The sequence below is a fragment of the Mesorhizobium sp. P2_F5 genome, from assembly GCF_056403715.1.
Map to the genome: position 1 here is coordinate 1 of NZ_JBFUEY010000038.1, position 22,696 is coordinate 22,696.

General features: G+C 63.5%; 20 protein-coding genes and 1 pseudogene. 14 read left to right on the forward strand and 7 right to left on the reverse strand.

Features of this window, described 5'->3' with window-relative positions; all coding sequences use genetic code 11:
• The 5 genes and pseudogenes from AC1DYO_RS30685 to AC1DYO_RS30705 all read right to left on the reverse strand — a co-directional run.
• Positions 1-732, reverse strand: a pseudogene (locus AC1DYO_RS30685) (signal recognition particle-docking protein FtsY); the annotation flags it as partial.
• A gap of 12 nt (positions 733-744) precedes the next feature.
• Positions 745-2,064: a tRNA (N(6)-L-threonylcarbamoyladenosine(37)-C(2))-methylthiotransferase MtaB gene (mtaB, locus tag AC1DYO_RS30690; protein WP_477268232.1), complete on the reverse strand. Its 1,320-nt coding sequence runs from the start codon at positions 2,062-2,064 to the stop codon at positions 745-747.
• On the reverse strand, positions 2,064-2,948 hold the full coding sequence (gene dapF, locus AC1DYO_RS30695) for a diaminopimelate epimerase (protein WP_477268234.1): 885 nt from the start codon (positions 2,946-2,948) through the stop codon (positions 2,064-2,066). The genes mtaB and dapF overlap by 1 nt, the downstream gene beginning before the upstream one ends.
• Before the next feature lie 73 nt (positions 2,949-3,021).
• Positions 3,022-3,183, reverse strand: a complete 162-nt coding sequence (locus AC1DYO_RS30700; protein WP_023683859.1) for a DUF1328 family protein — start codon at positions 3,181-3,183, stop codon at positions 3,022-3,024.
• A 63-nt stretch (positions 3,184-3,246) separates the two neighbouring features.
• Positions 3,247-4,257: an MBL fold metallo-hydrolase gene (locus tag AC1DYO_RS30705; protein ID WP_477268237.1), complete on the reverse strand. Its 1,011-nt coding sequence runs from the start codon at positions 4,255-4,257 to the stop codon at positions 3,247-3,249.
• A gap of 50 nt (positions 4,258-4,307) precedes the next feature.
• On the opposite strand from AC1DYO_RS30705, the gene AC1DYO_RS30710 reads away from it, so the two are divergent.
• From AC1DYO_RS30710 to zapE, 3 genes are all read left to right on the forward strand, one after another.
• Positions 4,308-5,849 carry a hypothetical protein gene (locus tag AC1DYO_RS30710; RefSeq protein WP_477268239.1) on the forward strand — a complete coding sequence of 514 codons (1,542 nt, stop codon included), beginning with the start codon at positions 4,308-4,310 and terminating at the stop codon, positions 5,847-5,849.
• Between the two features lie 192 nt (positions 5,850-6,041).
• A complete protein-coding gene (locus AC1DYO_RS30715) occupies positions 6,042-6,581 on the forward strand; it encodes an AprI/Inh family metalloprotease inhibitor (RefSeq protein ID WP_181062186.1) in 540 nt (179 codons plus the stop codon).
• 119 nt (positions 6,582-6,700) lie between these two features.
• Positions 6,701-7,897: a cell division protein ZapE gene (gene zapE / locus AC1DYO_RS30720; protein ID WP_477268241.1), complete on the forward strand. Its 1,197-nt coding sequence runs from the start codon at positions 6,701-6,703 to the stop codon at positions 7,895-7,897.
• A 202-nt stretch (positions 7,898-8,099) separates the two neighbouring features.
• On the opposite strand, the gene AC1DYO_RS30725 is transcribed toward zapE, so the two are convergent.
• On the reverse strand, positions 8,100-8,528 hold the full coding sequence (locus AC1DYO_RS30725) for an N-acetyltransferase family protein (protein WP_477268243.1): 429 nt from the start codon (positions 8,526-8,528) through the stop codon (positions 8,100-8,102).
• Between the two features lie 234 nt (positions 8,529-8,762).
• On the opposite strand from AC1DYO_RS30725, the gene mdh reads away from it, so the two are divergent.
• The 11 genes from mdh to lpdA all read left to right on the forward strand — a co-directional run bounded on the left by mdh (position 8,763) and on the right by lpdA (position 20,674).
• The gene (gene mdh / locus AC1DYO_RS30730; RefSeq protein WP_023670541.1) at positions 8,763-9,731 is read left to right on the forward strand and encodes a malate dehydrogenase; all 969 of its coding nucleotides are present in this window, start codon (positions 8,763-8,765) and stop codon (positions 9,729-9,731) included.
• Positions 9,732-9,749: 18 nt separating this feature from the next.
• Entirely contained in the window at positions 9,750-10,943 is a 1,194-nt protein-coding gene (sucC, locus tag AC1DYO_RS30735; protein ID WP_477268245.1) for an ADP-forming succinate--CoA ligase subunit beta, read from the forward strand.
• Between the two features lie 4 nt (positions 10,944-10,947).
• Positions 10,948-11,319, forward strand: a complete 372-nt coding sequence (locus tag AC1DYO_RS30740) for a cupin domain-containing protein (protein ID WP_477268247.1) — start codon at positions 10,948-10,950, stop codon at positions 11,317-11,319.
• A 2-nt stretch (positions 11,320-11,321) separates the two neighbouring features.
• A complete protein-coding gene (locus AC1DYO_RS30745; RefSeq protein ID WP_477268249.1) occupies positions 11,322-11,816 on the forward strand; it encodes a DUF1579 family protein in 495 nt (164 codons plus the stop codon).
• 12 nt (positions 11,817-11,828) lie between these two features.
• Positions 11,829-12,734 (forward strand): succinate--CoA ligase subunit alpha, encoded by a 906-nt coding sequence (gene sucD / locus AC1DYO_RS30750; protein WP_477268251.1) that lies wholly within the window; start codon positions 11,829-11,831, stop codon positions 12,732-12,734.
• A 127-nt stretch (positions 12,735-12,861) separates the two neighbouring features.
• Positions 12,862-15,849, forward strand: a complete 2,988-nt coding sequence (locus AC1DYO_RS30755; protein ID WP_181062194.1) for a 2-oxoglutarate dehydrogenase E1 component — start codon at positions 12,862-12,864, stop codon at positions 15,847-15,849.
• Between the two features lie 65 nt (positions 15,850-15,914).
• Positions 15,915-17,201 carry a 2-oxoglutarate dehydrogenase complex dihydrolipoyllysine-residue succinyltransferase gene (gene odhB, locus AC1DYO_RS30760; protein WP_477268253.1) on the forward strand — a complete coding sequence of 429 codons (1,287 nt, stop codon included), beginning with the start codon at positions 15,915-15,917 and terminating at the stop codon, positions 17,199-17,201.
• A 16-nt stretch (positions 17,202-17,217) separates the two neighbouring features.
• Complete coding sequence (locus AC1DYO_RS30765; protein ID WP_477268255.1) at positions 17,218-17,973, forward strand: DUF4241 domain-containing protein; 756 nt, start codon at positions 17,218-17,220, stop codon at positions 17,971-17,973.
• Between the two features lie 68 nt (positions 17,974-18,041).
• Complete coding sequence (locus tag AC1DYO_RS30770; RefSeq protein ID WP_477268257.1) at positions 18,042-18,491, forward strand: hypothetical protein; 450 nt, start codon at positions 18,042-18,044, stop codon at positions 18,489-18,491.
• Entirely contained in the window at positions 18,488-19,243 is a 756-nt protein-coding gene (locus tag AC1DYO_RS30775; RefSeq protein ID WP_477268259.1) for an SDR family oxidoreductase, read from the forward strand. The genes AC1DYO_RS30770 and AC1DYO_RS30775 overlap by 4 nt, the downstream gene beginning before the upstream one ends.
• Positions 19,244-19,267: 24 nt before the next feature.
• Positions 19,268-20,674, forward strand: coding sequence for a dihydrolipoyl dehydrogenase (lpdA, locus tag AC1DYO_RS30780; RefSeq protein ID WP_477268261.1), 1,407 nt, complete (start codon positions 19,268-19,270; stop codon positions 20,672-20,674).
• 898 nt (positions 20,675-21,572) lie between these two features.
• On the opposite strand, the gene AC1DYO_RS30785 is transcribed toward lpdA, so the two are convergent.
• Positions 21,573-22,640, reverse strand: a complete 1,068-nt coding sequence (locus AC1DYO_RS30785) for a TraB/GumN family protein (protein ID WP_477268263.1) — start codon at positions 22,638-22,640, stop codon at positions 21,573-21,575.
• Positions 22,641-22,696 lie beyond the last annotated feature (56 nt).

Sequence of the window (22,696 nt, forward strand, 5' to 3'; positions counted from 1 at the left end):
ACCCACCCTATACGGGGAGAAGGTGCCGGCAGGCGGATGAGGAGCGGCGCTGGCCTCTGAGGTTGGCTGCGCGGGAGGCGCGGGCGGTTGCGGAACCTCAATCGGGGCAGCCGGTTCTGCCGGAGTCTCGGCGGGCGTCGGCACTTCGATGGGAGCAGGCTCAGGCGGCACTTCCGGGGGCGCTGGCTCGATCTGCGGCTCGACCGGTGCTGGCGGCGGCACTTCCTGCGGCAGCGGTTCGGGAGCAGGCTCAGGAGCGGCAGGCGGTGCTGGAATTTCCTCGGGCGCCGGCGGCTCGGCAGGCGTCTCAGGTTCGGGCTCTTCTTCCGGCGCTGGCTCCGGCAGCGGTTCCGGTTCGGAGGGTACGACCGGCTCCGGCGCGGGCGGAATGGCAGGCTCGAGTTTCGGTTCCTCGACGGCGGCCAGTTCCGCCTTTACCTCCCCCTCGATGGGGGAGGTCCCAAGCGAAGCTTGGGGGTGGGGGTGACTGGCGCTTGCGTCGGCGCTGTCACCCCTCCCCGCCACTTCGTGGCGACCCTCCCCATCGAGGGGAGGGTGTGCAGCCTCGGGTTCGTCGCGCTTCAAAAACTCAGGCAGCGCCTGCTTGGCGGCCGGCTTCAGCGCTTCAAGCGCATCCCATTTGATCGGCGGCAGGGGAGCGGTGTCGTCGATGCGCTCCTCGACGACTTCCTTCTTGCCGAACGAAAATATCTTCTTGAAAAAACCGGCCATGCTTCAATCGTCTCAGGCGGCGCGAGCGGTGAGCGGCGCTGCGGTCAGGCGAGCGCCGTCATGGCCGGTAATAGTGGCCTCGACGATCTCGCCCGGTGCGCCGGCGGCGATGGCGGCCAGCGTAAAGCCTTCGGTGCGGCCGAGGCCGTCGCGCTCGACCAGGATCGACTGGCGCGTACCAGGAAGCGATGCGAGATGGCGGCGATACGCGGCTTCGCCGGCGGCGCGCAGCCTTGCGGCGCGCTGCTTGATCAGTTCGCGCCGGACCTGCGGCATGCGCGCGGCGGGCGTGCCTTCGCGCGGCGAGAACGGGAAGACATGCAGATGCGTCAGCCCGCACTCCTCGACGATTTTTATCGAATTCTCGAACATGTCCTCGGTCTCGGTCGGGAAGCCGGCAATAATGTCGGCGCCGAAGACGATTGCAGGGCGCAATTTGCGCACATCCTCGCAGAAGCGGATCGACTGGTCGCGCAAATGCCTGCGCTTCATGCGCTTCAGGATCATGTCGTCGCCCGACTGCAGCGACAGATGCAGATGCGGCATCAGCCTGGGCTCGGTGGCGATGGCGTCGAGCAAATCGTCGTCGGCCTCGATGGAATCGATTGAGGACAGCCGCAGCCGCTTCACGTCGGGCACCTGCTTGAGGATGGTTTTCACCAGTTTGCCGAGTTTCGGCGCACCCGGCAGGTCGGCGCCGAAAGACGTCATGTCGACGCCGGTCAGCACGATCTCGGCATAGCCGTTGCCGGCTAGCCGCTTGGCCTGCTCGACCACGGCGCCCATCGGCACCGAACGCGAATTGCCGCGGCCATAGGGGATGATGCAGAAGGTGCAGCGATGGTCGCAGCCATTCTGCACCTGGACGAAGGCACGCGCCCGGCCTTCGATGGCGTCGACCATGTGGCCGGCCGTCTCGCGCACCGAGAAAATGTCGTTGACGCGCGCCTTCTCGGTGTCGTTGACGCCGAAATCCGGCAACGCGCGGTAGGAGTTCGCCTTCAGCTTCTCCTCATTGCCGAGCACGAGGTCGACCTCGTCCATGGCAACGAAATTCTGCGGTTCGGTCTGCGCCGCGCAGCCGGTGACGATGATGCGCGCCGCCGGATTTTCGCGACGGGCTTTGCGGATCGACTGTTTGGCCTGGCGCACCGCTTCCGAGGTGACCGCGCAGGTGTTGAAGATGATGGCGCCGCCTTTGAGCGCGCCGAGGCCGGCGCTTTCGGCTTCGCGCCGCATCACCTCGGATTCATAGGTGTTGAGACGGCAGCCGAAGGTGACGACGTCGATGCCTTTCGAGTTGGGGCCCTTGGTATCGGCAAGAACGGACATCAGGCCGCGCTTTCGGTGTCGCGAGCCCAGCTGCCTGTCGACGGATCGAAACTGCCGGAAAATTCCCATTCGGCCGCGCCGGTCAGGATGACGTGGTCGTCATCGCGCCACTCAACATGCAGCGATCCGCCGCCGGGCGTCATAAGGGTAACGCTGCGGCCGGTGCGCCTTGTGCGGGCAGCGGCAACCACGGACGCGCAAGCGGCCGAGCCGCAGGCCTTGGTCAGGCCGGCGCCGCGCTCCCAGGTGCGGATGATCATCGTCTGCGGCGACGTCACCTGGGCGATGGTGATGTTGGCGCGCTCGGGGAAGATCGGATGGTTTTCGAGCAGCGGGCCGAAGCGCTCGAGCTCGTAGGACCAGACGTCGCGATCGACCCAGAAGATGGCGTGCGGGTTGCCCATCGAGAGAGCCGAAGGCGAATGCAGCACCGGCGCGTCGATCGGGCCGATCTGCAACTCGATCATGCGGGTGTCGCGGAATTCCTCGGCCAGCGGAATATCCTGCCAGCCGAAGCGCGGCGTGCCCATGTCGACCGAGATGGTGCCGTCGGCATGTTCAACGGCGTTGAGGATGCCGGCGCGGGTCTCGAAGGTGAAAGTCTTCTGGCCGGTCTCGGCGGCCAGCGCCTGGACGACGCAGCGCATGCCGTTGCCGCAGGCTTGCGCGCCCGAGCCGTCGGAATTCAATATGTCGATGTAGTAGGCAGTGCCGGGCGTGCGGGCGTCATGGATGGCCATGATCTGGTCGAACTTGGTCGCCGCATCGGCGTTGAGCGCGACCGCAGACGCTGGCGTGACCCGGTCGGCGCGGCCGCGCATGTCGGCAACGATGATCTCGTTGCCGATGCCGTTCATCTTGGCGAAGGGGGCAGTGCCTGCCATGTCTCTAGGTATTTCCTGTCCGTTTTGCCGCTATATGGCGGAAACGGGCGGGAATTACCAGTGTGGGCTGCGTCTAGGTTACCGCGAAAACGCCGAGCACGATCAGCAGGAAGATGACGAGAACGATGCCGATGAGGACGCGCGCACCGGTGGCGGCGGCGCCCGCCAGCGCCGGCATGCCAAGCAGGCTCGCGGCGGCGGCGACGATCAGAAGAATGATGATCCATTTGATCATGGAAAAGCTCCCGGCCAAATTGCGTTGGGCAAACAACGCGTTTCGCCCCGTTGGGTTCCTTCCCTAGACCTCCGGCACGTCCCAGATTTCGCCCGGCCGCAAGGCGCGAAAACGCTCCTGTGGCACGCCCTTCGCCTTCAGCGCTTCGGCCAGTTTTTGGACCGGCTCGCCGATCGGTTCGTCGGTGAGATGGAAGGTGCCCCAGTGGCAGCCCGCGGCAAAGGCGGCGTTGCAGAGCTGCATGCCTTGCACCGCTTCATCCGGGTTCTGATGCTGCGGCGCCATGAACCAGCGCGGCTCGTAGGCGCCGATCGGCAGGATGGCGAGGCGGAAGCCGCCATGTTTCTCAGCCATCAGCCGGTAATTGGCGCCGCCATGAAAGCCGGTGTCGCCCGCGAAATAGGTCTTTCCGGCCGGAGTTTCGACGACGAAGCCGGCCCACAGCGCCATGCGGCGGTCGCGCGCGCCGCGTGCCGACCAATGGTGGACGGGCTCGACATGGATGGCGACATCGTCGCCGATGTCGATGCGCTCGCCCCAGTCATGCGCCGACAGCCGCATGCCCGGCACGGCGGCGTCGATGATGGCGTCGTTGCCGAGCGGCGTCAGCACCTGCGGATCGTACTTCGCCTTCAGCCGCTTGAGCGTGGCAAGGTCGAGATGGTCGTAATGATTGTGGCTGACCAGCACCAGATCGATCGGCGGCAGCTGGGAAAAGGCGATGCCCGGCGCATTGACGCGCCTGGGCCCGGCAAAGGAGAGCGGCGACACGCGTGGCGACCACACCGGGTCGGTGAGGATGTTGAGACCGGCGGTCTGGATCAGCAGCGTGGAATGGCCGACCATGGTCAGCCGCAGCCCGCCGCCGTCGATGCGCGCCGCCGGCTCTGCCGGTTCAAACGGGCTTGGATTGGCTGCCGGCCATTTCGAACGCTCGCCGCTCAGCTGCCATTTCAGCAGATCGGTGAAGCGGCCGGGCATCTGGCCGTCGGGGTTGAAGAACAGAGTGCCGTCGAAATGGTCGCTGGGCGGGCCGCTGTAGTAGCGGTTGGCGGCTCTTTTTCTCGCGGCCAAGGTTTCGGCTCCGGCAGGTTTCTGTCCTTGCTAGATAGGGACGTGGCCCTTTGGCGCAAGCATTTGCCGGGCCGATGCCTGTCTCGGCCAAAATGCCGAGCGCTGGTGCGGACGACGATTTCCAGTGTACGATCATGCAGCAGAACGGAGGGCCGCCCATGCGTTGGCAAGTTCTTGCAATCACAGCGGCGATCCTGGGGATCGCGCCTATATCGCCGGCCGCCGCCGCGCAGACAGAGCCCAGCGCCTGCACCCACGCGCCAACCATCCTGGATGCGGGCGATTTCCTGCTTGCCGAACCGGCAACATTTCCGAATTTCTGGCGCGACCGTTTTGGCGACGACGCGGCCTATCTGAAGATACGCTATGGCGGCCTCACCTATGCCGAGGGCACAGCGCTTATTGCGGGGCTGGAAAACCGCAGTCATCCGCCATTGCGCATCGTCGAACTCCGGCTTGCCTATGCAAAGACGCCGGACCGGGCGGCGATGATTGCCGGCATGGAGCCGCTACCCAACGCGAAGTCGATTGTGCCTCAGCTTGGCCAATCCGCCTTGCGTGCGCTTGTTACCGAGGACGGCGGCGACTGGCTGCTGGGCGAACTGGCGCGCTGGCGTGCGGTTGACGCCGACCAGTTCGACGCGTCGAGGATTTCCGTGGGGCTTGCCCAGGTGCTGGCGGACCTTGATGATCATGCCAAGTCGCGCCTTGCCAAAAGGGCGGAAGATGCGGGCATCTGGCCCATGGCTCTGGAGATGCGGGCAGTCAAAGACGACCTCTCCGATTACGTCGCTTACCTCAACAGGCTTCCACCTGCGGTACGTCCCGACAAGGGTGGCCGCACAGGGTTTATCCGCAAAGCCCTGAACCTGGCCAATCTTCGCCCTTCCTTCGATATGGCCAAACAGCCAGCGGAGGTGCAGGCGCTCGACGGTCAAAACGATTTGGGCTCAGCCATCCGGTCGATCGGGCAGCGGATTGCCTATGTTCCTCAAACTGCGATCTTGCTGCCCCTCGTGAACCAGACCGGCAACCTGAGCCTCGGCACAGCGGTGGCAGGGGCGATCAACGCGCAGATTGCCGCAAAACATCTCGACCCTATCAACAATCCCGATACGGTCACGGCAACCATGCTCGACGGGATCGACTACGTTCTTGGCCGCCGCGACCGGGAGCATAATTTGCGCGACGCTCTAATCTCCGAAATGCAGGGCGAAACGGCGGAGTCGTTCATGGACAGGGCGTTAGCCCGGGTGATGTTGGCCTCCTTCATGCTAGACAATGGGGTCGAACCGCCACGTCGCCCGGATCTGCTCACAGCGACCTTCCCCTGGGAACAGTGGGTCGGATTGGCCGGCAAGCTGAAGACCGGCGAAGCCATCGCGCCGGAAGATCGAATCGCTGCGGCCGATCTCATGATCGCAGCCGACCGTCCTGCGGATGCGTTGGCCTTGCTGAAAACGGCCGGCGATTGGAAGACGGCAGTGCGGCGCTCTCATGAGCTGGCGCTTAGGCTGGACCGCCGATGCGCCGACCTGCTGCGGCCGCCAATGCCGGTTTCGCAGCCGCTCTACCAGTTCGAGCCGCGTTAGGGCACCTTTGGGTCAAGTTGCGGATGACGATGAGGTAGCCCGCTGGCCGGATGATTGCGATAAATTTGCAACAACTCTTGCTGCAAACTCTATTTTAACCATATCGGGTTGAAATTTCGCCACCTTCTCCATCTTGGTGAGGGTGAGAGTGTGCGGACGGCTTCCCCCCAGCCGGATCCGACGGAGGTTGACATGACATTTTCGAGAAGCGGCCTGGTGGCCGTATCGCTGGCAGCGCTGTTTGCAAGCGGCTGTTCGACCTCGCGTTTTTCATCGATGGATGACCAGCAGCCGGCGCCGCTGCAGCCCGCGCCCGCCGGCACGGTGAGCGGAAGCCAGCTGCCGCCGCCGGCAGCGCCGGGCACCACCGACCCGTCGCAGTTCCCGACCGCGCCGGCTGGCGCCCAGGTCGCCTCGCTGCCGCCGGACGGATCGGCGCCGGCCGGCGCTGCGGACCTCACCGCCGCCAGCGTCGCCGGCGTCTGGAACGCCAGCGTTTCGGGCCAGAGCTGCAAGGTGGCGACGCCGCAGACCAAATTCGGCGCCGGCTATCGCGCCGGACCGTTGCATTGCCCGGCACCGATCGACGGCATCAAGTCGTGGAACGTCGCCGGCAAGCAGCTGACGCTCTATGACGAAAATGGCGGCACCCTGGCGCGGCTCTATTCATCGGGCGGTTCGAAATTCGACGGGCAGACTTCCACTGGCCTGCCGATCTCGCTTACAAGATAGGTCACCATTTGGAGTGGTTCAGCGTTCGATAGATCGCCGAACCACTCCAGCTATCTTGTTTTGTGCCATTCCGGACGGAAAACCGCTTTCCTGGAATCGCTTCCACAGCGACGTGACCGATGCATCTGCGTGACGGCCTCCAGACCCATGCGACCGTCAGGCAGCGCTACGACCATCTGGTCGCGAGCGGCGCCATCGAGCGCGATCCGGTGCAGGAGCGCATCGCCGCCGCACTCGACCGGCTGACCGACGAGATCTCGGTCAAGCGGCTGGCGCAGAAGTCGAGTGCGCTCGGCTGGCTGTTTGCCCGCAAACGCGAGACGCGCGAGGTCGTCAAAGGGCTCTACATCCATGGCGGCGTCGGCCGCGGCAAGACCATGCTGATGGACATGTTCTTCGAGTTGCTCCCGGTGCGGCGCAAGCGCCGCGTGCATTTCAATGACTTCATGGCCGATGTGCAGGACCGCATCCAGAAGCATCGGGCCGCGCGCAAGAACGGCGACGTCAAGGAGGACGATCCGATCCCGCCAGTGGCGCTCCAGCTTGCCGAACAGGCCTGGGTGCTGTGCTTCGACGAGTTTTCGGTCACCGACATTGCCGATGCGATGATCCTGTCCAGGTTGTTTTCGGCGCTGTTTGCCAATGGCGTGGTTCTGATCGCCACCTCCAATGTCGCGCCCGAAAATCTCTATCGCGACGGGCTGAACCGCCAGCTCTTCCTGCCCTTCATCAGCATTCTCGAACGCCACGCCCATGTGCTGACGCTCGACGCCGACAAGGACTACCGGCTGGAAAAACTCGCCCGCACGCCGGTCTATGTCACGCCGGCGGATGCCGAAGCCGACCGTGTGCTGGACGACGCCTGGCAGGCGATGACGCGGGGGGTGCCGGTCGCCTCGACGACCGTGGTAGTGAAGGGCCGGCAGGTGGTTGTGCCGGCGGCCGCCGGCGACGCGGCGCGGTTTTCCTTTGCCGATCTTTGCGAAAAGCCTCTCGGCGCGCGCGATTTCCTGGCGATTGCCGGCCGCTTCTCGACCATCTTCATCGATCACATCCCGGTGCTCGGCGAAGGCAGGCGCAATGAGGCCAAACGCTTCATCCTGTTGATCGACACGCTCTACGATCACCACACGCGGCTGGTGGTGAGCGCCGAGGCCCCACCGCCTGAGCTTTACACGGCCAAGCGCGGCAACGAGGTGTTCGAATTTGAGCGCACGGCCTCGCGCCTGATCGAGATGCAAAGCCGCGACTGGCTGGAGGACTGGGCGGAACGGCAGAAGATTAAGGTGGCCGATGTGCAGCAGGCTACAGCTTGAGCTGGCCTCCGGTAGGTCGCGATCCTTCGCGCCCCCCTCTGTCCTGCCGGACATCTCCCCCACGAGGGGGGAGATCAGACGTCACACGACCTTTCGCCAATCGCCAACGTTGCAGGAATGAGCGGAGCGCCGAAACAGCCAATCTCCCCCCATGTGGGGGAGATGTCCGGCAGGACAGAGGGGGGCGCTGTCCCGCCGACGCCTACAGCTCATAAACATACATCACGAAGTTCTCCGCCGGGCCATGCTGCTCCTTGCGCGATTCATAAAGCGCCCGCGCTGGAACATTGTCTGGCTCGGTGCCGACCCAGGCTTCGCCGCAACCTTGCTCGCGGCCGAGCGCGAACATGGCGTCGAGCATTTTTCGCGCAACGCCCTGACGCTGGAAGGCCGGCGAGACGCCGACTTCGTCGATGTAGAGTTCGGTCACCTTGTCGGGATGGCGGTGGATGACGGCGGCGCATTGGCCGACGACGATGCCATCGGCCAGCGCGACAATCATGAAATGACCCGGCGAGGCGAGATAGGCGGCAAGCCTGTCGGCGCGCACCGGCTCGTCGAACACGTCTTCGACAATGCGCTTCACAAGGGCGTCATCGCCGGCATATAGTCTTCTGATTTCCACGTTCATTGTGTAAAACCTCCCAAGTCGGTTTACAAACTTTGACGTTTACGTAAATCCCAATGTTTCTAACCGATTGAAATTATTCACTCGAAAATAATCGATTGAATATATTTCCCACCAAGGCTACTGGATGCGGCGAAATCTCGCGGATACCGCAGCATTCCGGCCTCTTCCTCGACGCCGTCAACCAGATCGCCAGAGATTTGGGCGTCGTCACAGACAAAGGGAAAATTTCCTCACATGGCACGCAACAAGATAGCGCTCATCGGCTCCGGCATGATCGGCGGCACGCTGGCTCACATGATCGGCCTCAAGGACCTCGGCGACGTGGTGCTGTTCGATATTGCCGAGGGCATTCCGCAAGGCAAGGGGCTCGATATCGCGCAGTCTTCGCCGGTCGACGGCTTCGATTCCAGGCTGACCGGCGTCAACGATTATGCCGGTATCGAGGGCGCCGACGTCTGCATCGTCACCGCCGGCGTGCCGCGCAAGCCGGGCATGAGCCGCGACGATCTGCTCGGCATCAACCTCAAGGTCATGGAACAGGTCGGCGCCGGCTTGAAGAAGTACGCGCCGAAGGCCTTCGTCATCTGCATTACCAACCCGCTCGACGCCATGGTCTGGGCGCTGCAGAAGTTTTCCGGCCTGCCCAAGACCCATGTCGTCGGCATGGCCGGCGTGCTCGACAGCGCGCGCTTCCGCTATTTCCTCGCCGAGGAGTTCAAGGTCTCGGTCGAGGACGTCACCGCCTTCGTGCTCGGCGGCCACGGCGATTCCATGGTGCCGATGATCCGCTATTCGACGGTGTCGGGCATTCCGCTGCCGGACCTCATCAAAATGGGCTGGACCTCGAAGGAAAAGCTCGACCAGATCGTGCAACGCACCCGTGACGGCGGCGCCGAGATCGTCGGCCTCTTGAAGACCGGCTCGGCCTTCTATGCCCCGGCCGCCTCGGCCATCTCGATGGCTGAATCCTACCTCAAGGACAAGAAGCGCGTGCTGCCCTGCGCGGCGCATCTCTCGGGCCAGTATGGCGTCAAGGGTACCTATGTCGGCGTTCCCGTGGTGATCGGCGCCGGCGGTGTCGAGCGCATCATCGAGATCGACCTCAACAAGGCCGAGCAGAAGATGTTCGACGCTTCGGTGGCGACGGTGCAGGGCCTGACCGAGGCCTGCGTCAAGATCGCCCCGCATCTCGCCTCGAAGTGATCCCCGGAGACCATCCAGATGAACATCCATGAATATCAAGGCAAGGCGCTGCTGAAGAGCTTTGGCGCGCCGGTGGCCGAAGGCGTGCCGGTGTTCAAGGCAAGCGAGGCGGAAGCCGCCGCCAAGGCGCTGCCCGGCCCGCTCTATGTGGTGAAGAGCCAGATCCATGCCGGCGGCCGCGGCAAGGGCAAGTTCAAGGAACTTGGCCCGGACGCCAAGGGTGGCGTGCGGCTGGCCAAGTCGGTGGCCGATGTCGTCGCCAACGCCAATGAGATGCTCGGCCACACGCTGGTCACCAAGCAGACCGGCCCGGCCGGCAAGCAGGTCAACCGCCTCTATATCGAGGACGGCGCCGACATCGAGCGCGAGCTTTATCTGTCGATCCTGGTCGACCGCTCGGTCGGCCGCATCGCCTTCGTCGTCTCGACCGAGGGCGGCATGGATATCGAGGGCGTCGCCCACGACACGCCGGAGAAGATCATCACCGTCGCCATCGATCCGGAAAAGGGCGTGACGCCAGCCGATGTAAAGGCGCTCAATACCGCGCTGAAACTTGACGGCGATGCCGCCAAGGACGCCGGCACGCTGTTCCCGATCCTCTACAAGGCCTTTGTCGAGAAGGACATGAGCCTGCTTGAGGTCAACCCGCTGATCGTGATGAAGAACGGCCGCCTGCGCGTGCTCGACGCCAAGGTGTCGTTCGACAACAATGCGCTGTTCCGCCACCCCGATCTGATGGAACTGCGCGACACCACCGAAGAGGACGAGAAGGAGATCGAGGCGTCGAAATACGACCTCGCCTATGTCGCGCTGGACGGCAATATCGGCTGCATGGTCAACGGCGCCGGCCTTGCCATGGCGACCATGGACATCATCAAGCTCTACGGCGCCGAACCCGCCAACTTCCTCGATGTCGGCGGCGGCGCGTCGAAGGAGAAGGTGACGGCGGCGTTCAAGATCATCACCAAGGACCCGGCCGTCAAAGGCATTTTGATCAACATCTTCGGCGGCATCATGAAGTGCGACATCATCGCCGAGGGCGTCATTGCCGCGGTCAAGGAAGTCGGCCTGCAAGTGCCGCTGGTGGTACGCCTCGAAGGCACCAATGCCGAGCTCGGCAAGAAGATCATCAACGACAGCGGCCTGAATGTGGTGTCGGCTGATGACCTTGATGACGCAGCCAAGAAGATCGTAGCGGCGGTGAAGGGCTGAGCGGATGCCTCCGCGCAAGATAAACCTCGTCGAGGCGGCGGATCAAAAGATCAAAAAGGTCTTTGATCCGCATATCGCCGGCGACGTTAATGACAGCCAGGCCAAGGTCGCCAAGTTCGGCGAAACCTTCGACTGGCACGCGCATGTGCATGAGGACGAGGCTTTCCTGGTGCTGCGTGGCAGGGTTGCCATCGACTTCCGCGACGGTCCGGTCGAGCTCGGCGAGGGCGATTTCATCGTCGTGCCGAAGGGCGTCGAACACCGGCCGCGTTCGCTGACGGCGGAGCCCGTCGTGCTGATGTTCGAGCCGGCAACAACGCTCAACACCGGCAACGCCAAGAGCGACCTCACCGTCACCGACTTGAAGCGGCTCTGACCATGAACACAGCCGCCTTCTCCTCGCTCTCGGCCGATCACCAGCGCCTGCAGGCGCTGGTCGGCGCATGGAGCGGCGAGGAAGAGGTGGCGGAAACACAATGGGCCGATGGCGGCACAGCGACGTCGGACGTGCTGGCAGAGGCACAATTCGGCGGGCTGTTCGTGGTGCAGCGCTATCGCCAGCGCCGTGACGGCACGATCTCGTTCGGCTCGCACAGCGTCTTCGGTTTTGACCAGCCAAACCGCGTCGTCACCATGCATCAGTTCGATTCGATGGGCTTTGTTCCGGCCTCGCCGGCCACAGGCACATGGAACGGCGCTGAGCTCACTCTCGAGCGGTCATCGCCGCGCGGTGCAGCGCGCGTGACGTATAGTTTCGACACTGCCGATGCCTACCGGATGCGACTGCATTTCAAACCTGCCGGCAGCAGCTGGCAAGACATGGTGAGCGGCGTCTACCGGCGCGTCTCGCCTTCCTCGATCAACGGTTTTTAGAAAAGGGCTCCGATGTCCATTCTCATCGACAAGAACACCAAGGTGCTGGTGCAGGGCCTGACCGGCAAGACCGGCACGTTCCACACCGAACAGGCGCTGGCCTATCACGGCACCAAGATGGTGGGCGGCATCCATCCCAAGAAGGGTGGCGAGACCTGGACCGGCGCCAAGGGCGAGACGCTCCCTATCTTCGCTTCCGTCGCCGAAGGCAAGGAAAAGACCGGCGCCAACGCCTCGGTCGTCTATGTGCCGCCGGCGGGTGCCGCCGAAGCGATCCTGGAAGCGATCGAGGCCGAGATCCCGCTGATCGTCTGCATCACCGAAGGCATTCCGGTGATGGACATGGTCAGGGTCAAGGCTCGGCTCGACCGCTCGACCTCGCGGCTGATCGGGCCGAACTGCCCGGGCGTGCTTACCCCCGACGAATGCAAGATCGGCATCATGCCTGGAAACATCTTCCGCAAGGGCTCGGTCGGCGTTGTTTCGCGCTCGGGAACGCTTACCTATGAGGCGGTGTTCCAGACCACCAATGTCGGCCTCGGCCAGACCACCGCCGTCGGCATCGGCGGCGACCCCGTCAAAGGCACAGAGTTCATCGACGTGCTCGAAATGTTCCTTGCCGACGACGAGACCAAGTCGATCATCATGATCGGCGAGATCGGCGGTTCGGCCGAGGAAGACGCCGCGCAATTCCTCAAGGACGAGGCCAAGCGCGGCCGCAAGAAACCGATGGCGGGCTTCATTGCCGGGCGCACCGCGCCGGCCGGCCGCACGATGGGCCATGCGGGCGCGGTCATCTCCGGCGGCAAGGGCGGCGCGGAAGACAAGATCGCGGCGATGGAATCGGCCGGCATCAAGGTATCGCCGTCACCGGCACGGCTGGGCACGACGCTGGTCGAGGCGATCAAGGCTAAGTGAGTAGCGAGTAGTGAATAGCGAATAGCGAAAAGAGAGTAACGGCGCGACTTGGGAAAAATCCCTACTCGCTATTCGCTACTCACTATTCGCTTTTGAAAGGAGACGGAGCCAGGCTCCGCAGACAAAAATGGCAAGACAAGATCAGGCCAACGACCAGTTTTCGCTCACCTCTTTCCTCTATGGCGGCAATGCCGACTACATCGACGCGTTGTATGCCTCCTATGAGGACGATCCGGAGTCGGTAAACCCCGAGTGGCAAGACTTCTTCGCGGCGCTGAAGGACGATGCCGGCGATGTGCGCAAGAACGCCAAGGGCGCCTCCTGGGCAAGGCCCTCCTGGCCGCTGCAGGCCAATGGCGAACTGGTGTCGGCGCTCGACGGCAATTGGGGCCTGGTCGAGAGGACGGTCGAAAAGAAGGTCAAGGACAAGGCGGTCACCAACGGCGTCGTGCTGTCGGATGCCGATGTGCATCAGGCAACGCGCGATTCCGTGCGCGCCATCATGATGATCCGCGCCTACCGCATGCGCGGCCATCTGCACGCCAATCTCGATCCACTCGGCATTGCCAAGCCGCTCGAGGACTATAACGAGCTGTCGCCGGAGAATTACGGTTTTACATCAGCCGACTACGACCGGCCGATCTTCCTCGACAATGTGCTTGGGCTCGAATTCGGCACGATCCGGCAGATGCTGGAGATTCTCACCCGCACCTATTGCTCGACGCTCGGCGTCGAGTTCATGCACATCTCCGATCCCGAGGAGAAGGCCTGGATCCAGGCTCGCATCGAAGGCACCGACAAGGAGATTTCCTTCACCGCCACCGGCAAGAAGGCGATCCTGCAGAAGCTGGTCGAGGCCGAAGGCTTCGAGCAGTTCATCGACGTCAAGTACAAGGGCACCAAGCGCTTCGGCCTCGATGGCAGCGAAGGGCTGATCCCGGCGCTGGAGCAGATCATCAAGCGCGGCGGTCAGCTCGGCATGAAGGAGATCGTGCTCGGCATGGCGCATCGCGGCCGGCTCAACGTGCTGTCGCAGGTGATGGCCAAGCCGCACCGCGCCATCTTCCACGAGTTCAAGGGCGGCTCGGCCGCCCCCGACGAGGTCGAAGGGTCGGGCGACGTCAAGTACCATCTCGGCGCTTCGTCGGACCGCGAATTCGACGGCAACAAGGTGCATCTGTCGCTGACCGCCAATCCCTCGCATCTGGAAATCGTCGATCCGGTGGTGATGGGCAAGGCGCGCGCCAAGCAGGATTATCTGTTCGGCCGCAGCCGCGAGGAGATCGTGCCGCTGGAAGAGCGGGCCAAGGTGCTGCCGCTGCTCTTGCATGGCGACGCTGCCTTCGCCGGCCAGGGCGTGATTGCCGAAATCCTCGGCCTGTCGGGCCTGCGCGGCCACCGCGTCGCCGGCACGCTGCATTTCATCATCAACAACCAGATCGGCTTCACCACCAATCCGCGCTTCTCGCGCTCGTCGCCCTATCCGTCCGACGTCGCCAAGATGATCGAAGCGCCGATCTTCCACGTCAATGGCGACGACCCGGAAGCCGTCGTGCATGCCACCAAGGTGGCGATCGAATTCCGCATGAAGTTCCACAAGCCGGTGGTGGTGGACATGTTCTGCTATCGCCGCTTCGGCCACAATGAGGGCGACGAGCCGGCGTTCACGCAGCCGATCATGTACGCCAACATCCGCAATCATAAGACGACGGTGCAGATCTATGCCGACCGGCTGATCGCCGAGGGCCACATCACCCAGGCCGAGCTCGACAAGATGAAGGCCGACTGGCGCGCGCATCTGGAATCGGAATGGGAAGTCGGCCAGCACTACAAACCCAACAAGGCCGACTGGCTGGACGGCGCCTGGTCTGGCCTGCGCACCGCCGACAACCAGGACGAACAGCGCCGCGGCAAGACCGCCGTGCCGGTCAAGGTGCTGAAGGACATCGGCAAGAAGCTGACCGAGGTGCCGAAGGGGTTCGAGGCGCACAAGACCATCATCCGCTTCCTCGAAAACCGCCGCCAGGCGATCGACTCCGGCGAAGGCATCGACTGGTCGACGGCCGAGGCCCTGGCCTTCGGCGCCATCCTGCTCGACGGCAATCCGATCCGGCTCTCCGGTCAGGATTCCGAACGCGGCACCTTCTCGCAGCGCCATTCGGTGCTCTACGACCAGCGCGACGAGACCCGCTACATCCCGCTCAACAATCTGTCGGCGGCGCAGGCTGGCTACGAAGTCATCAACTCGATGTTGTCGGAAGAGGCGGTGCTCGGCTTCGAATATGGCTACAGCCTGGCCGAGCCGAAGGCGCTGACGCTATGGGAAGCGCAGTTCGGCGACTTCGCCAATGGCGCCCAGGTGGTGTTCGACCAGTTCATCTCCAGCGGCGAGCGCAAGTGGCTGCGCATGTCGGGCCTGGTCTGCCTGTTGCCGCATGGCTATGAGGGCCAGGGTCCGGAACATTCGTCCGCCCGGCTCGAGCGCTTCCTGCAGCTCTGCGCCGAAGACAATATGCAAGTCGCCAACTGCACGACGCCGGCAAACTACTTCCACATCCTGCGCCGGCAGCTGAAGCGCGACTTCCGCAAGCCGCTGATCCTGATGACGCCGAAGTCGCTGCTTCGCCACAAGCGGGCCGTGTCGACGCTGCCGGAGATTTCGGGCGAAAGCTCGTTCCACCGGCTGCTTTGGGACGATGCCCAGCTGTTGCAGAACCAGGCGATCAAGCTGGTCAAGGATTCCAAGATCCGCCGCGTCGTGCTGTGCTCAGGCAAGGTCTACTACGACCTCTATGAGGAGCGCGAGAAGCGCGGCATCAACGACATCTATCTGCTGCGCGTCGAACAGCTCTATCCGTTCCCGGCAAAGGCGCTGATCACCGAGCTGTCGCGTTTCCGTAACGCCGAGATGGTGTGGTGCCAGGAAGAGCCGAAGAACATGGGCGCTTGGTCGTTCATCGATCCGTATCTGGAATGGGTGCTGGCGCATATCGACGCCAAGCATCAGCGGGTGCGCTACACCGGACGTCCGGCGGCGGCATCGCCGGCGACCGGATTGATGTCGAAGCATTTGGCGCAGCTCGCCGCCCTGCTCGAAGACGCGCTCGGCGAGTAAAGCAGAATTGGGCGAATAACAGAACTCGGCCCATAGAACAGACAGAGAAGAAACGGACAGGCACAATGGCTACCGAAATCCGCGTTCCAACTCTCGGCGAATCCGTCACCGAGGCGACCATCGGCAAGTGGTTCAAGAAGGTCGGCGATGCCATTGCCGTCGACGAGCCGCTGGTCGAGCTCGAAACCGACAAGGTGACGGTGGAAGTACCTGCCGCCGCCGCCGGCACACTGGGCGAGATCGCCGCCAAGGAAGGTGAGACTGTCGGCGTCGGCGCTTTGCTGGGGATGATTTCGGCAGGTGGCGCGGCCGCTGCTCCCGCGAGCAAGCAGGAGACCAAGACGGTGTCGCAGGCTTCGAGCCCGGACGCGGCGCATACCACCAAGCAGGCCGCTGCCGAGACGGCCAAGATCGCCGGCGATGCAGGCGCGGTCGAGCCCCGCTCTATGCCGCCGGCGCCGGCTGCCGCAAAGCTGATCGCCGAGCACAATCTGTCGGTCGATCAGGTGTCCGGCTCGGGCAAGCGTGGCCAGGTGCTGAAGGGCGATGTGCTCGACGCCATTTCCAAGGGCGCGCCGTCGCTGCCGGCCGAGATGCCGAAGGCCGCACCGGCGCCGGTCGCCGTGCGGGCGCCGTCCTCCGGCGACGATGCGTCGCGCGAAGAGCGCGTGCGCATGACCAAGCTGCGCCAGACCATTGCGCGCCGGCTGAAGGAAGCGCAGTCGACCGCCGCCATGCTGACCACCTTCAACGAGGTCGACATGTCAGCGGTGATGGCGCTGCGGACCAAGTACAAGGATATCTTCGAGAAGAAGCACGGCGTGAAGCTCGGCTTCATGGGCTTCTTCACCAAGGCCGTCACCCACGCCTTGAAGGAGATTCCCTCGGTCAATGCCGAGATCGACGGCACCGACATCATCTTCAAGAACTATGCCCATATCGGCGTCGCAGTCGGCACCGAAAAGGGCCTCGTCGTGCCGGTGGTGCGCGACGCCGACCAGATGTCGATCGCCGAGATCGAGAAGGATATCGGCCGGCTGGGCATCGCCGCGCGCGACGGCAAGCTTTCGGTTGCGGACATGCAGGGCGGCACGTTTACGATTTCCAATGGCGGTGTTTACGGCTCGCTGATGTCGACGCCGATCCTCAACGCGCCGCAGTCGGGCATTCTGGGCATGCACAAGATCCAGGACCGGCCTGTCGTGGTCGGCGGCCAGATCGTCATCCGGCCGATGATGTACCTGGCGCTGAGCTACGATCACCGCATCGTCGACGGCAAGGAAGCGGTGACCTTCCTGGTCCGCGTCAAGGACAGCCTGGAAGATCCGGAACGGTTGGTGCTGGATCTCTAGTCGGAGTTGATCCGCAATGGGCGGCTGGGTGGAGCAGTTAGGGTTCAGGCTAGGCCGTGCGTTGCGGATGTTGCGACGTGAGCCGTGGACCTCCATGTCCACGTCCACGCTGGCGGTGTCAGCCGAATGGGATCCGGCGGAAGCGAGCAGCAATCTTGGTGTCTTCGACCTGAGTGAGGCGCAACTGGCCGAGCGGGAGATAACCGTCACCCCGATTGGCGAGCTTGAGTTGCCGACGGGAGAAATCATCGCCTGCGATCCTCTGACCAGCGATGTCGAAACGCCAGCACTGAGCCGCAGGGTCAAGCCGGGGCGCTACCCGGTTTCACTCTTAGAGGCACAAGGCCGCGTGTCATTGGCGGTTCTGCGTTTCGGCCCCGGTAAGCCGGCTCGCTGGGAATTGGCCACCATAGCGGGTGAGGATGTAGCGGCACTGGAGGGCGACGAGGTGTACGGGTATTCCGTTGACGCCGGCCTCGGCTCGTTCATGGACAAGACGGCCATGGTGCTGATGTCGGAGCAGCAGGACAAGCTCGACGCCAACCAGAACTACTATGACGACGTGGTGGCTGCTGAATTCGCGCCCAACCAGGACAGGTTCGTGATGCATCGCCCGGTCGCCGGCAACCCGCTCAACATCGCCATGTTCTCAAGCGGTTGGGGTGACGGATCCTATCCATCTTTCTGGGGACTGGATGCGGCTGGTGAACCGGTGTTGCTCATGACTGACTTCGACGTGCTTGAAAACGCCGATGGACGCGAGAGCGAGTAGACGCCCAGATGCAAGGCGTCAGGTCACCCGCCATCGCATGCTTAGCCGGGTTGCTGGCTGGTTTCCTCATGGCCTCCGCCGCCCACGCCGCCTGCCCGCTTGCGCTCGCCGTCTATGGCGATGCCGAGAGCGATGCCGGCATAGATTTCCGGCCGACGACGGATGCGATCACCGTCACCAACTCCTTCAAGATGGTGCTCGACAAGGGCGTCGTGCTCGACGGCATCGTCATGTGGACATCCGGTGTTTCCCGGCCGCACGGATCGCTGATGTACAAATGCCCGACCTGCGACGTCACCGGTGACGAGCTTGCCGCCTGCACGGTCTGGCAAGGCGTCGTCTACAGCGCCGATGACAAAGGCAACATCGCGCTGTTGGCGGCGGAAGGTACCGACGCGCCGCAGAGTCTGATCTTCCCCGATCTTGGCCCGTCGCTGCAGATGTCGTCGGCCTTCGGCGCCAATGGATTTTCGAAACTGCCCTGGGATGTGTTTATTTTGAAAGGCTGTCAGGAATGAGCGTGGTGCAAAAGGTGCTTCTGGTCACCGGCGGCAGCCGCGGTATCGGCGCCGCCGTTTGCCGTCTCGCGGCGAAAGCCGGCTACCGTATCGCGGTCAACTACGTCTCCAACCGGAATGCGGCCGACGCACTGGTTGCCGAAATCGAGGCTGCAGGCGTCGAGGCATTCACCGTCAAAGGCGATGTCGGCGTCGAGGCTGATGTGCTCGGAATGTTCGAAGCCGTCGACCGCCGCTTCGGCAGGCTCGATGGCCTCGTCAACAATGCCGGCATCGTCGACGTCAAGGCGCGCGTCGACGAGATGAGCGCAGCGCGGCTGGAGCGCATGATGCGTATCAATGTCATCGGCTCCATCCTCTGCGCACGCGAGGCCGTGCGACGCATGTCGACGCTTCGCGGCGGCACGGGTGGCGCCATCGTCAACATCTCGTCGGCCGCAGCAGTGCTGGGCGCGCCGGGCTTCTATGTCGACTACGCCGCTTCCAAGGGTGCGATCGATACCTTCACCGTCGGACTTGCCCGCGAAGTGGTCGAAGAAGGCGTGCGGGTCAATGCGGTGCGCCCGGGCATCATCGACACCGAAATCCATGCGTCCGGCGGGCTGCCGGACCGGGTGGAGCAGATCAAGGAAATGCTGCCGATGAAAAGGGCGGGCACGGCGGATGAAGTCGCGCATGCCGTTCTCTATCTTTTGTCGGATGAAGCGTCCTATACGACGGGCGCGATCCTGAATGTTAGCGGCGGCCGTTGAGGGCCAGGCAAAAAGGACACCATCATGGCTTATGACGTCGTTATCATCGGATCGGGACCGGGCGGCTATGTCTGCGCCATCAAGGCGGCGCAGCTCGGGCTGAAGGTCGCGGTGGTTGAGAAGAACGCCACCTTCGGCGGCACCTGCCTCAACATCGGCTGCATCCCGTCGAAAGCGCTGCTCTATGCCTCCGAGATGTTTGCCGAGGCCGGCCATTCCTTCGATACGCTGGGCGTCGAGATACCGGCGCCGAAACTCAATCTGAAGAAGATGATGGCGCACAAGGACGCGACCGTTTCGGCCAACGTCAACGGCGTCGCCTTCCTGTTCAAGAAGAACAAGATCGATAGTTTTCGCGGCACCGGCAAGGTGGTCGCCGCCGGCAAGGTGTCGGTGACGGCTGAGGACGGCAAGGTCGAGGAGATCGAGACCAGGAACATCGTCATTGCCACCGGTTCTGATGTCGCCGGCATTCCAGGCGTCAAGGTCGACATCGACGAGAAGGTCATCGTGTCGTCGACCGGCGCGCTGTCGCTGGAGAAGGTGCCTGGCCACCTGGTGGTGGTCGGCGGCGGTGTCATCGGGCTGGAGCTCGGCTCGGTCTGGGCGCGGCTCGGCGCCAAGGTCACCGTGGTCGAATTCCTCGACACCATCCTGGGCGGCATGGATGGCGAGGTTTCCAAGCAGTTCCAGCGGCTGCTTTCAAAACAGGGTTTCGAGTTCAAGCTCGGCGCCAAGGTGACAGGGGTGGCCAAGGCCAAGAAGGGCGCCACCGTCACCTTCGAGCCGGTCAAGGGTGGCGCGGCCGAGACCATCGAGGCCGACGCGGTGCTGATCTCGACGGGACGCCGCGCCTATTCCGACAGTCTCGGGTTGAAAGAGGCCGGCGTCGAGGTCGACGAGCGCGGCCGGGTCAAGACCGACGGTCATCTCAGGACAAATGTCGCGGGCATCTATGCCATCGGCGACGTCATCGCCGGGCCGATGCTGGCGCACAAGGCCGAGGATGAAGGCGTGGCGGTGGCCGAGACCATTGCCGGCCAGGCCGGCCATGTGAACTACGACGTCATCCCCAGCGTCGTCTACACCAGCCCGGAAATCGCTTCGGTCGGCAAGACCGAGGAAGAGCTGAAGAAAGCCGGCATCGACTACAAGGTGGGAAGATTCCCGTTCACCGCCAACGGCCGCGCGCGCGCCATGCTGCACACGGACGGCTTTGTGAAGATCCTCGCCGACAAAGCCAGCGACCGCGTGCTCGGCGTCCACATTGTCGGCTTCGGCGCCGGCGAGATGATCCATGAGGCAGCGGTGCTAATGGAGTTCGGCGGCTCGTCCGAAGACCTCGCCCGCACCTGCCACGCGCATCCGACCATGTCGGAAGCGGTCAAGGAAGCAGCGCTGGCCACGTTCTTCAAGCCGATCCATATTTGATCTTCGGCAAGGAAGTTTGCGACACGTCGGCGGGACAGCACCCCCCTCTGTCCTGCCGGACATCTCCCCCTCAAGGGGGGAGATTGGACGTCACCTGACGTTTCGCCAACCTTCAGGGATTTCTGCGTTCCGATTGGGCGCTGTTCGCGAAACAGCCGATCTCCCCCCTTGAGGGAGAGATGTCCGGCAGGACAGAGGGGGGCGGTGAAGGATCGCTACGCTCGCCAGCAACAGGCCGCCAAAACAAAMACGGCCCGCTTTGCAGCGGGCCGTTCGTCGTTGAAATCAGGTGCCTGATCAGTTGGCCGGTGCGGGCGCCGGGGCCGGAGCAGGCGCGGGAGCCGGGGCTGGTGCCGGAGCAGGCTCAGGCGCAGGAGCCGGTGCGGGCGCAGGGGCTGGTGCGGGAGCCGGTTCGGCGGGCTTCATCGGCTCAGCCGGTGCAGGCGCAGGTGCCGGTGTGCTGGCTGCCGGCGGTTCGGCGGGTGCAGGATGCTCGCCGCTTCTTCCAAAAACATAGTACGCGACAATCGCAAGGATGACGACGACCAGCGCAATCAGCCAGCCGCTGCCACCGCCCGATTTGGGCGCTGAGCCTGGGTCGTTAGGGTTCGCCATAAAAGTGTCCTCCATGGATGAAAAGCATCAAACAACACCCATCAACGCGCAACCGTTGAACGGGTTTCATACTAGGCCTGGAAATTGCCGAACGCAGGAAAATTCTGATTCGCAACCGCTCGGTGGCCTGTATTTCCCCCGCAAAATCAATCGCGAGTGAGCGAAAATGAGCTTACCTGTCCTTTTTCGCCAAATATAGGGTCAACCGGTCTTCGGAACCGCGAATCAGCTGCGGACCCAGACACAACCGAGCCTTGCGTGATTCGGCAGGCAAGGGGCCGCGTCAGTCGACGACGGTGACAATGTAGCCGGCTTTGCGAAAACCCTCGATCAGGCCTTCGGGGCCGGGAAGATGCAGGGCGCCGACCGCCATGAAGGCGTTGCCCTTGGCGAGGATCGGCTGGGCATGGTCGACCATCACCTTGTTGCGATCGGTGATCATGGCCTGATCGAAGGCGGCGTACCCCGCGGCGTCGTCTTCCTCGCCCGGAGACATTGAACGCAGGAGCGGCCAGAATGTGCCGGTGTCGCCGCGCTGGTAGAGCACGATCATGGTCTCGTTGATGTCGTTTATCTTGTCGCCGAGCTTCAGGGTTTCAACCAGCCCCTTGATGTGAAAGGCGATCGGCAGCGAAGCCATGGCGCGCAGCTGGCTGGCGGCGGTCTCCAGCCCTTCCACCGGCTTGCCCAAAGCCTTGGCGTCCTCAGCCAGCTTAACGTCGAGGACCGGAGCGCCGCCTGCCTGGCGGGCGACCTCGCACACCGGCAGCGCGACCATGGCCGACAGCAGCCACGGCTTCATCTTGGAAACGCTCGCCGGCGGAATGCCGCGCGCATCAAGCCCCTTGTTCACCACCGCCGCATCCTCCGGCGACAGCAGCGACGACAGCGTTGTGCTGTCGGTGAACATCATCAGCTCGGGCTCCTTGAGCATGGCCTCCATCATCTTCTGCTTGTCGAGCACGTCGGTGGTTTCGATGATGATGGTGCCGGCAGCGTCATAGGCTTGCTTGGCGGCCGGCGGCAGGGCGGTCACGCGCGGGTCGGTCATGTGCATGGTGCCGAACAGGAAGGATGGCTTTTCGCCGGCCTTTTCCAGCTTCCACAACAGGCCCTTGCCGTTCAGCGTCGCGGCCGCTTCGGTCTCGATCCTGGCATAGACGGCGGGGTCGTCCTTCTGCAGAGCCGACAGCAAATCGGAGCCGGCACAGACCGGCGCTTCGGCATGCGCCTTGCCTATGGCGAGCAGCAGCACGATGAGGAAAGACAGGAAAAACAGCGCGTTGAGCGCGACTAGCAGCTTCAGCGACACAAGGGCCGCGCGGTCGGCGATGGCGATGACGCGTTTCATGATCGCTTTCTAGGACCGAAAAGCGGCAAAACGGTTAATCGGCGCCGCAAATTTGA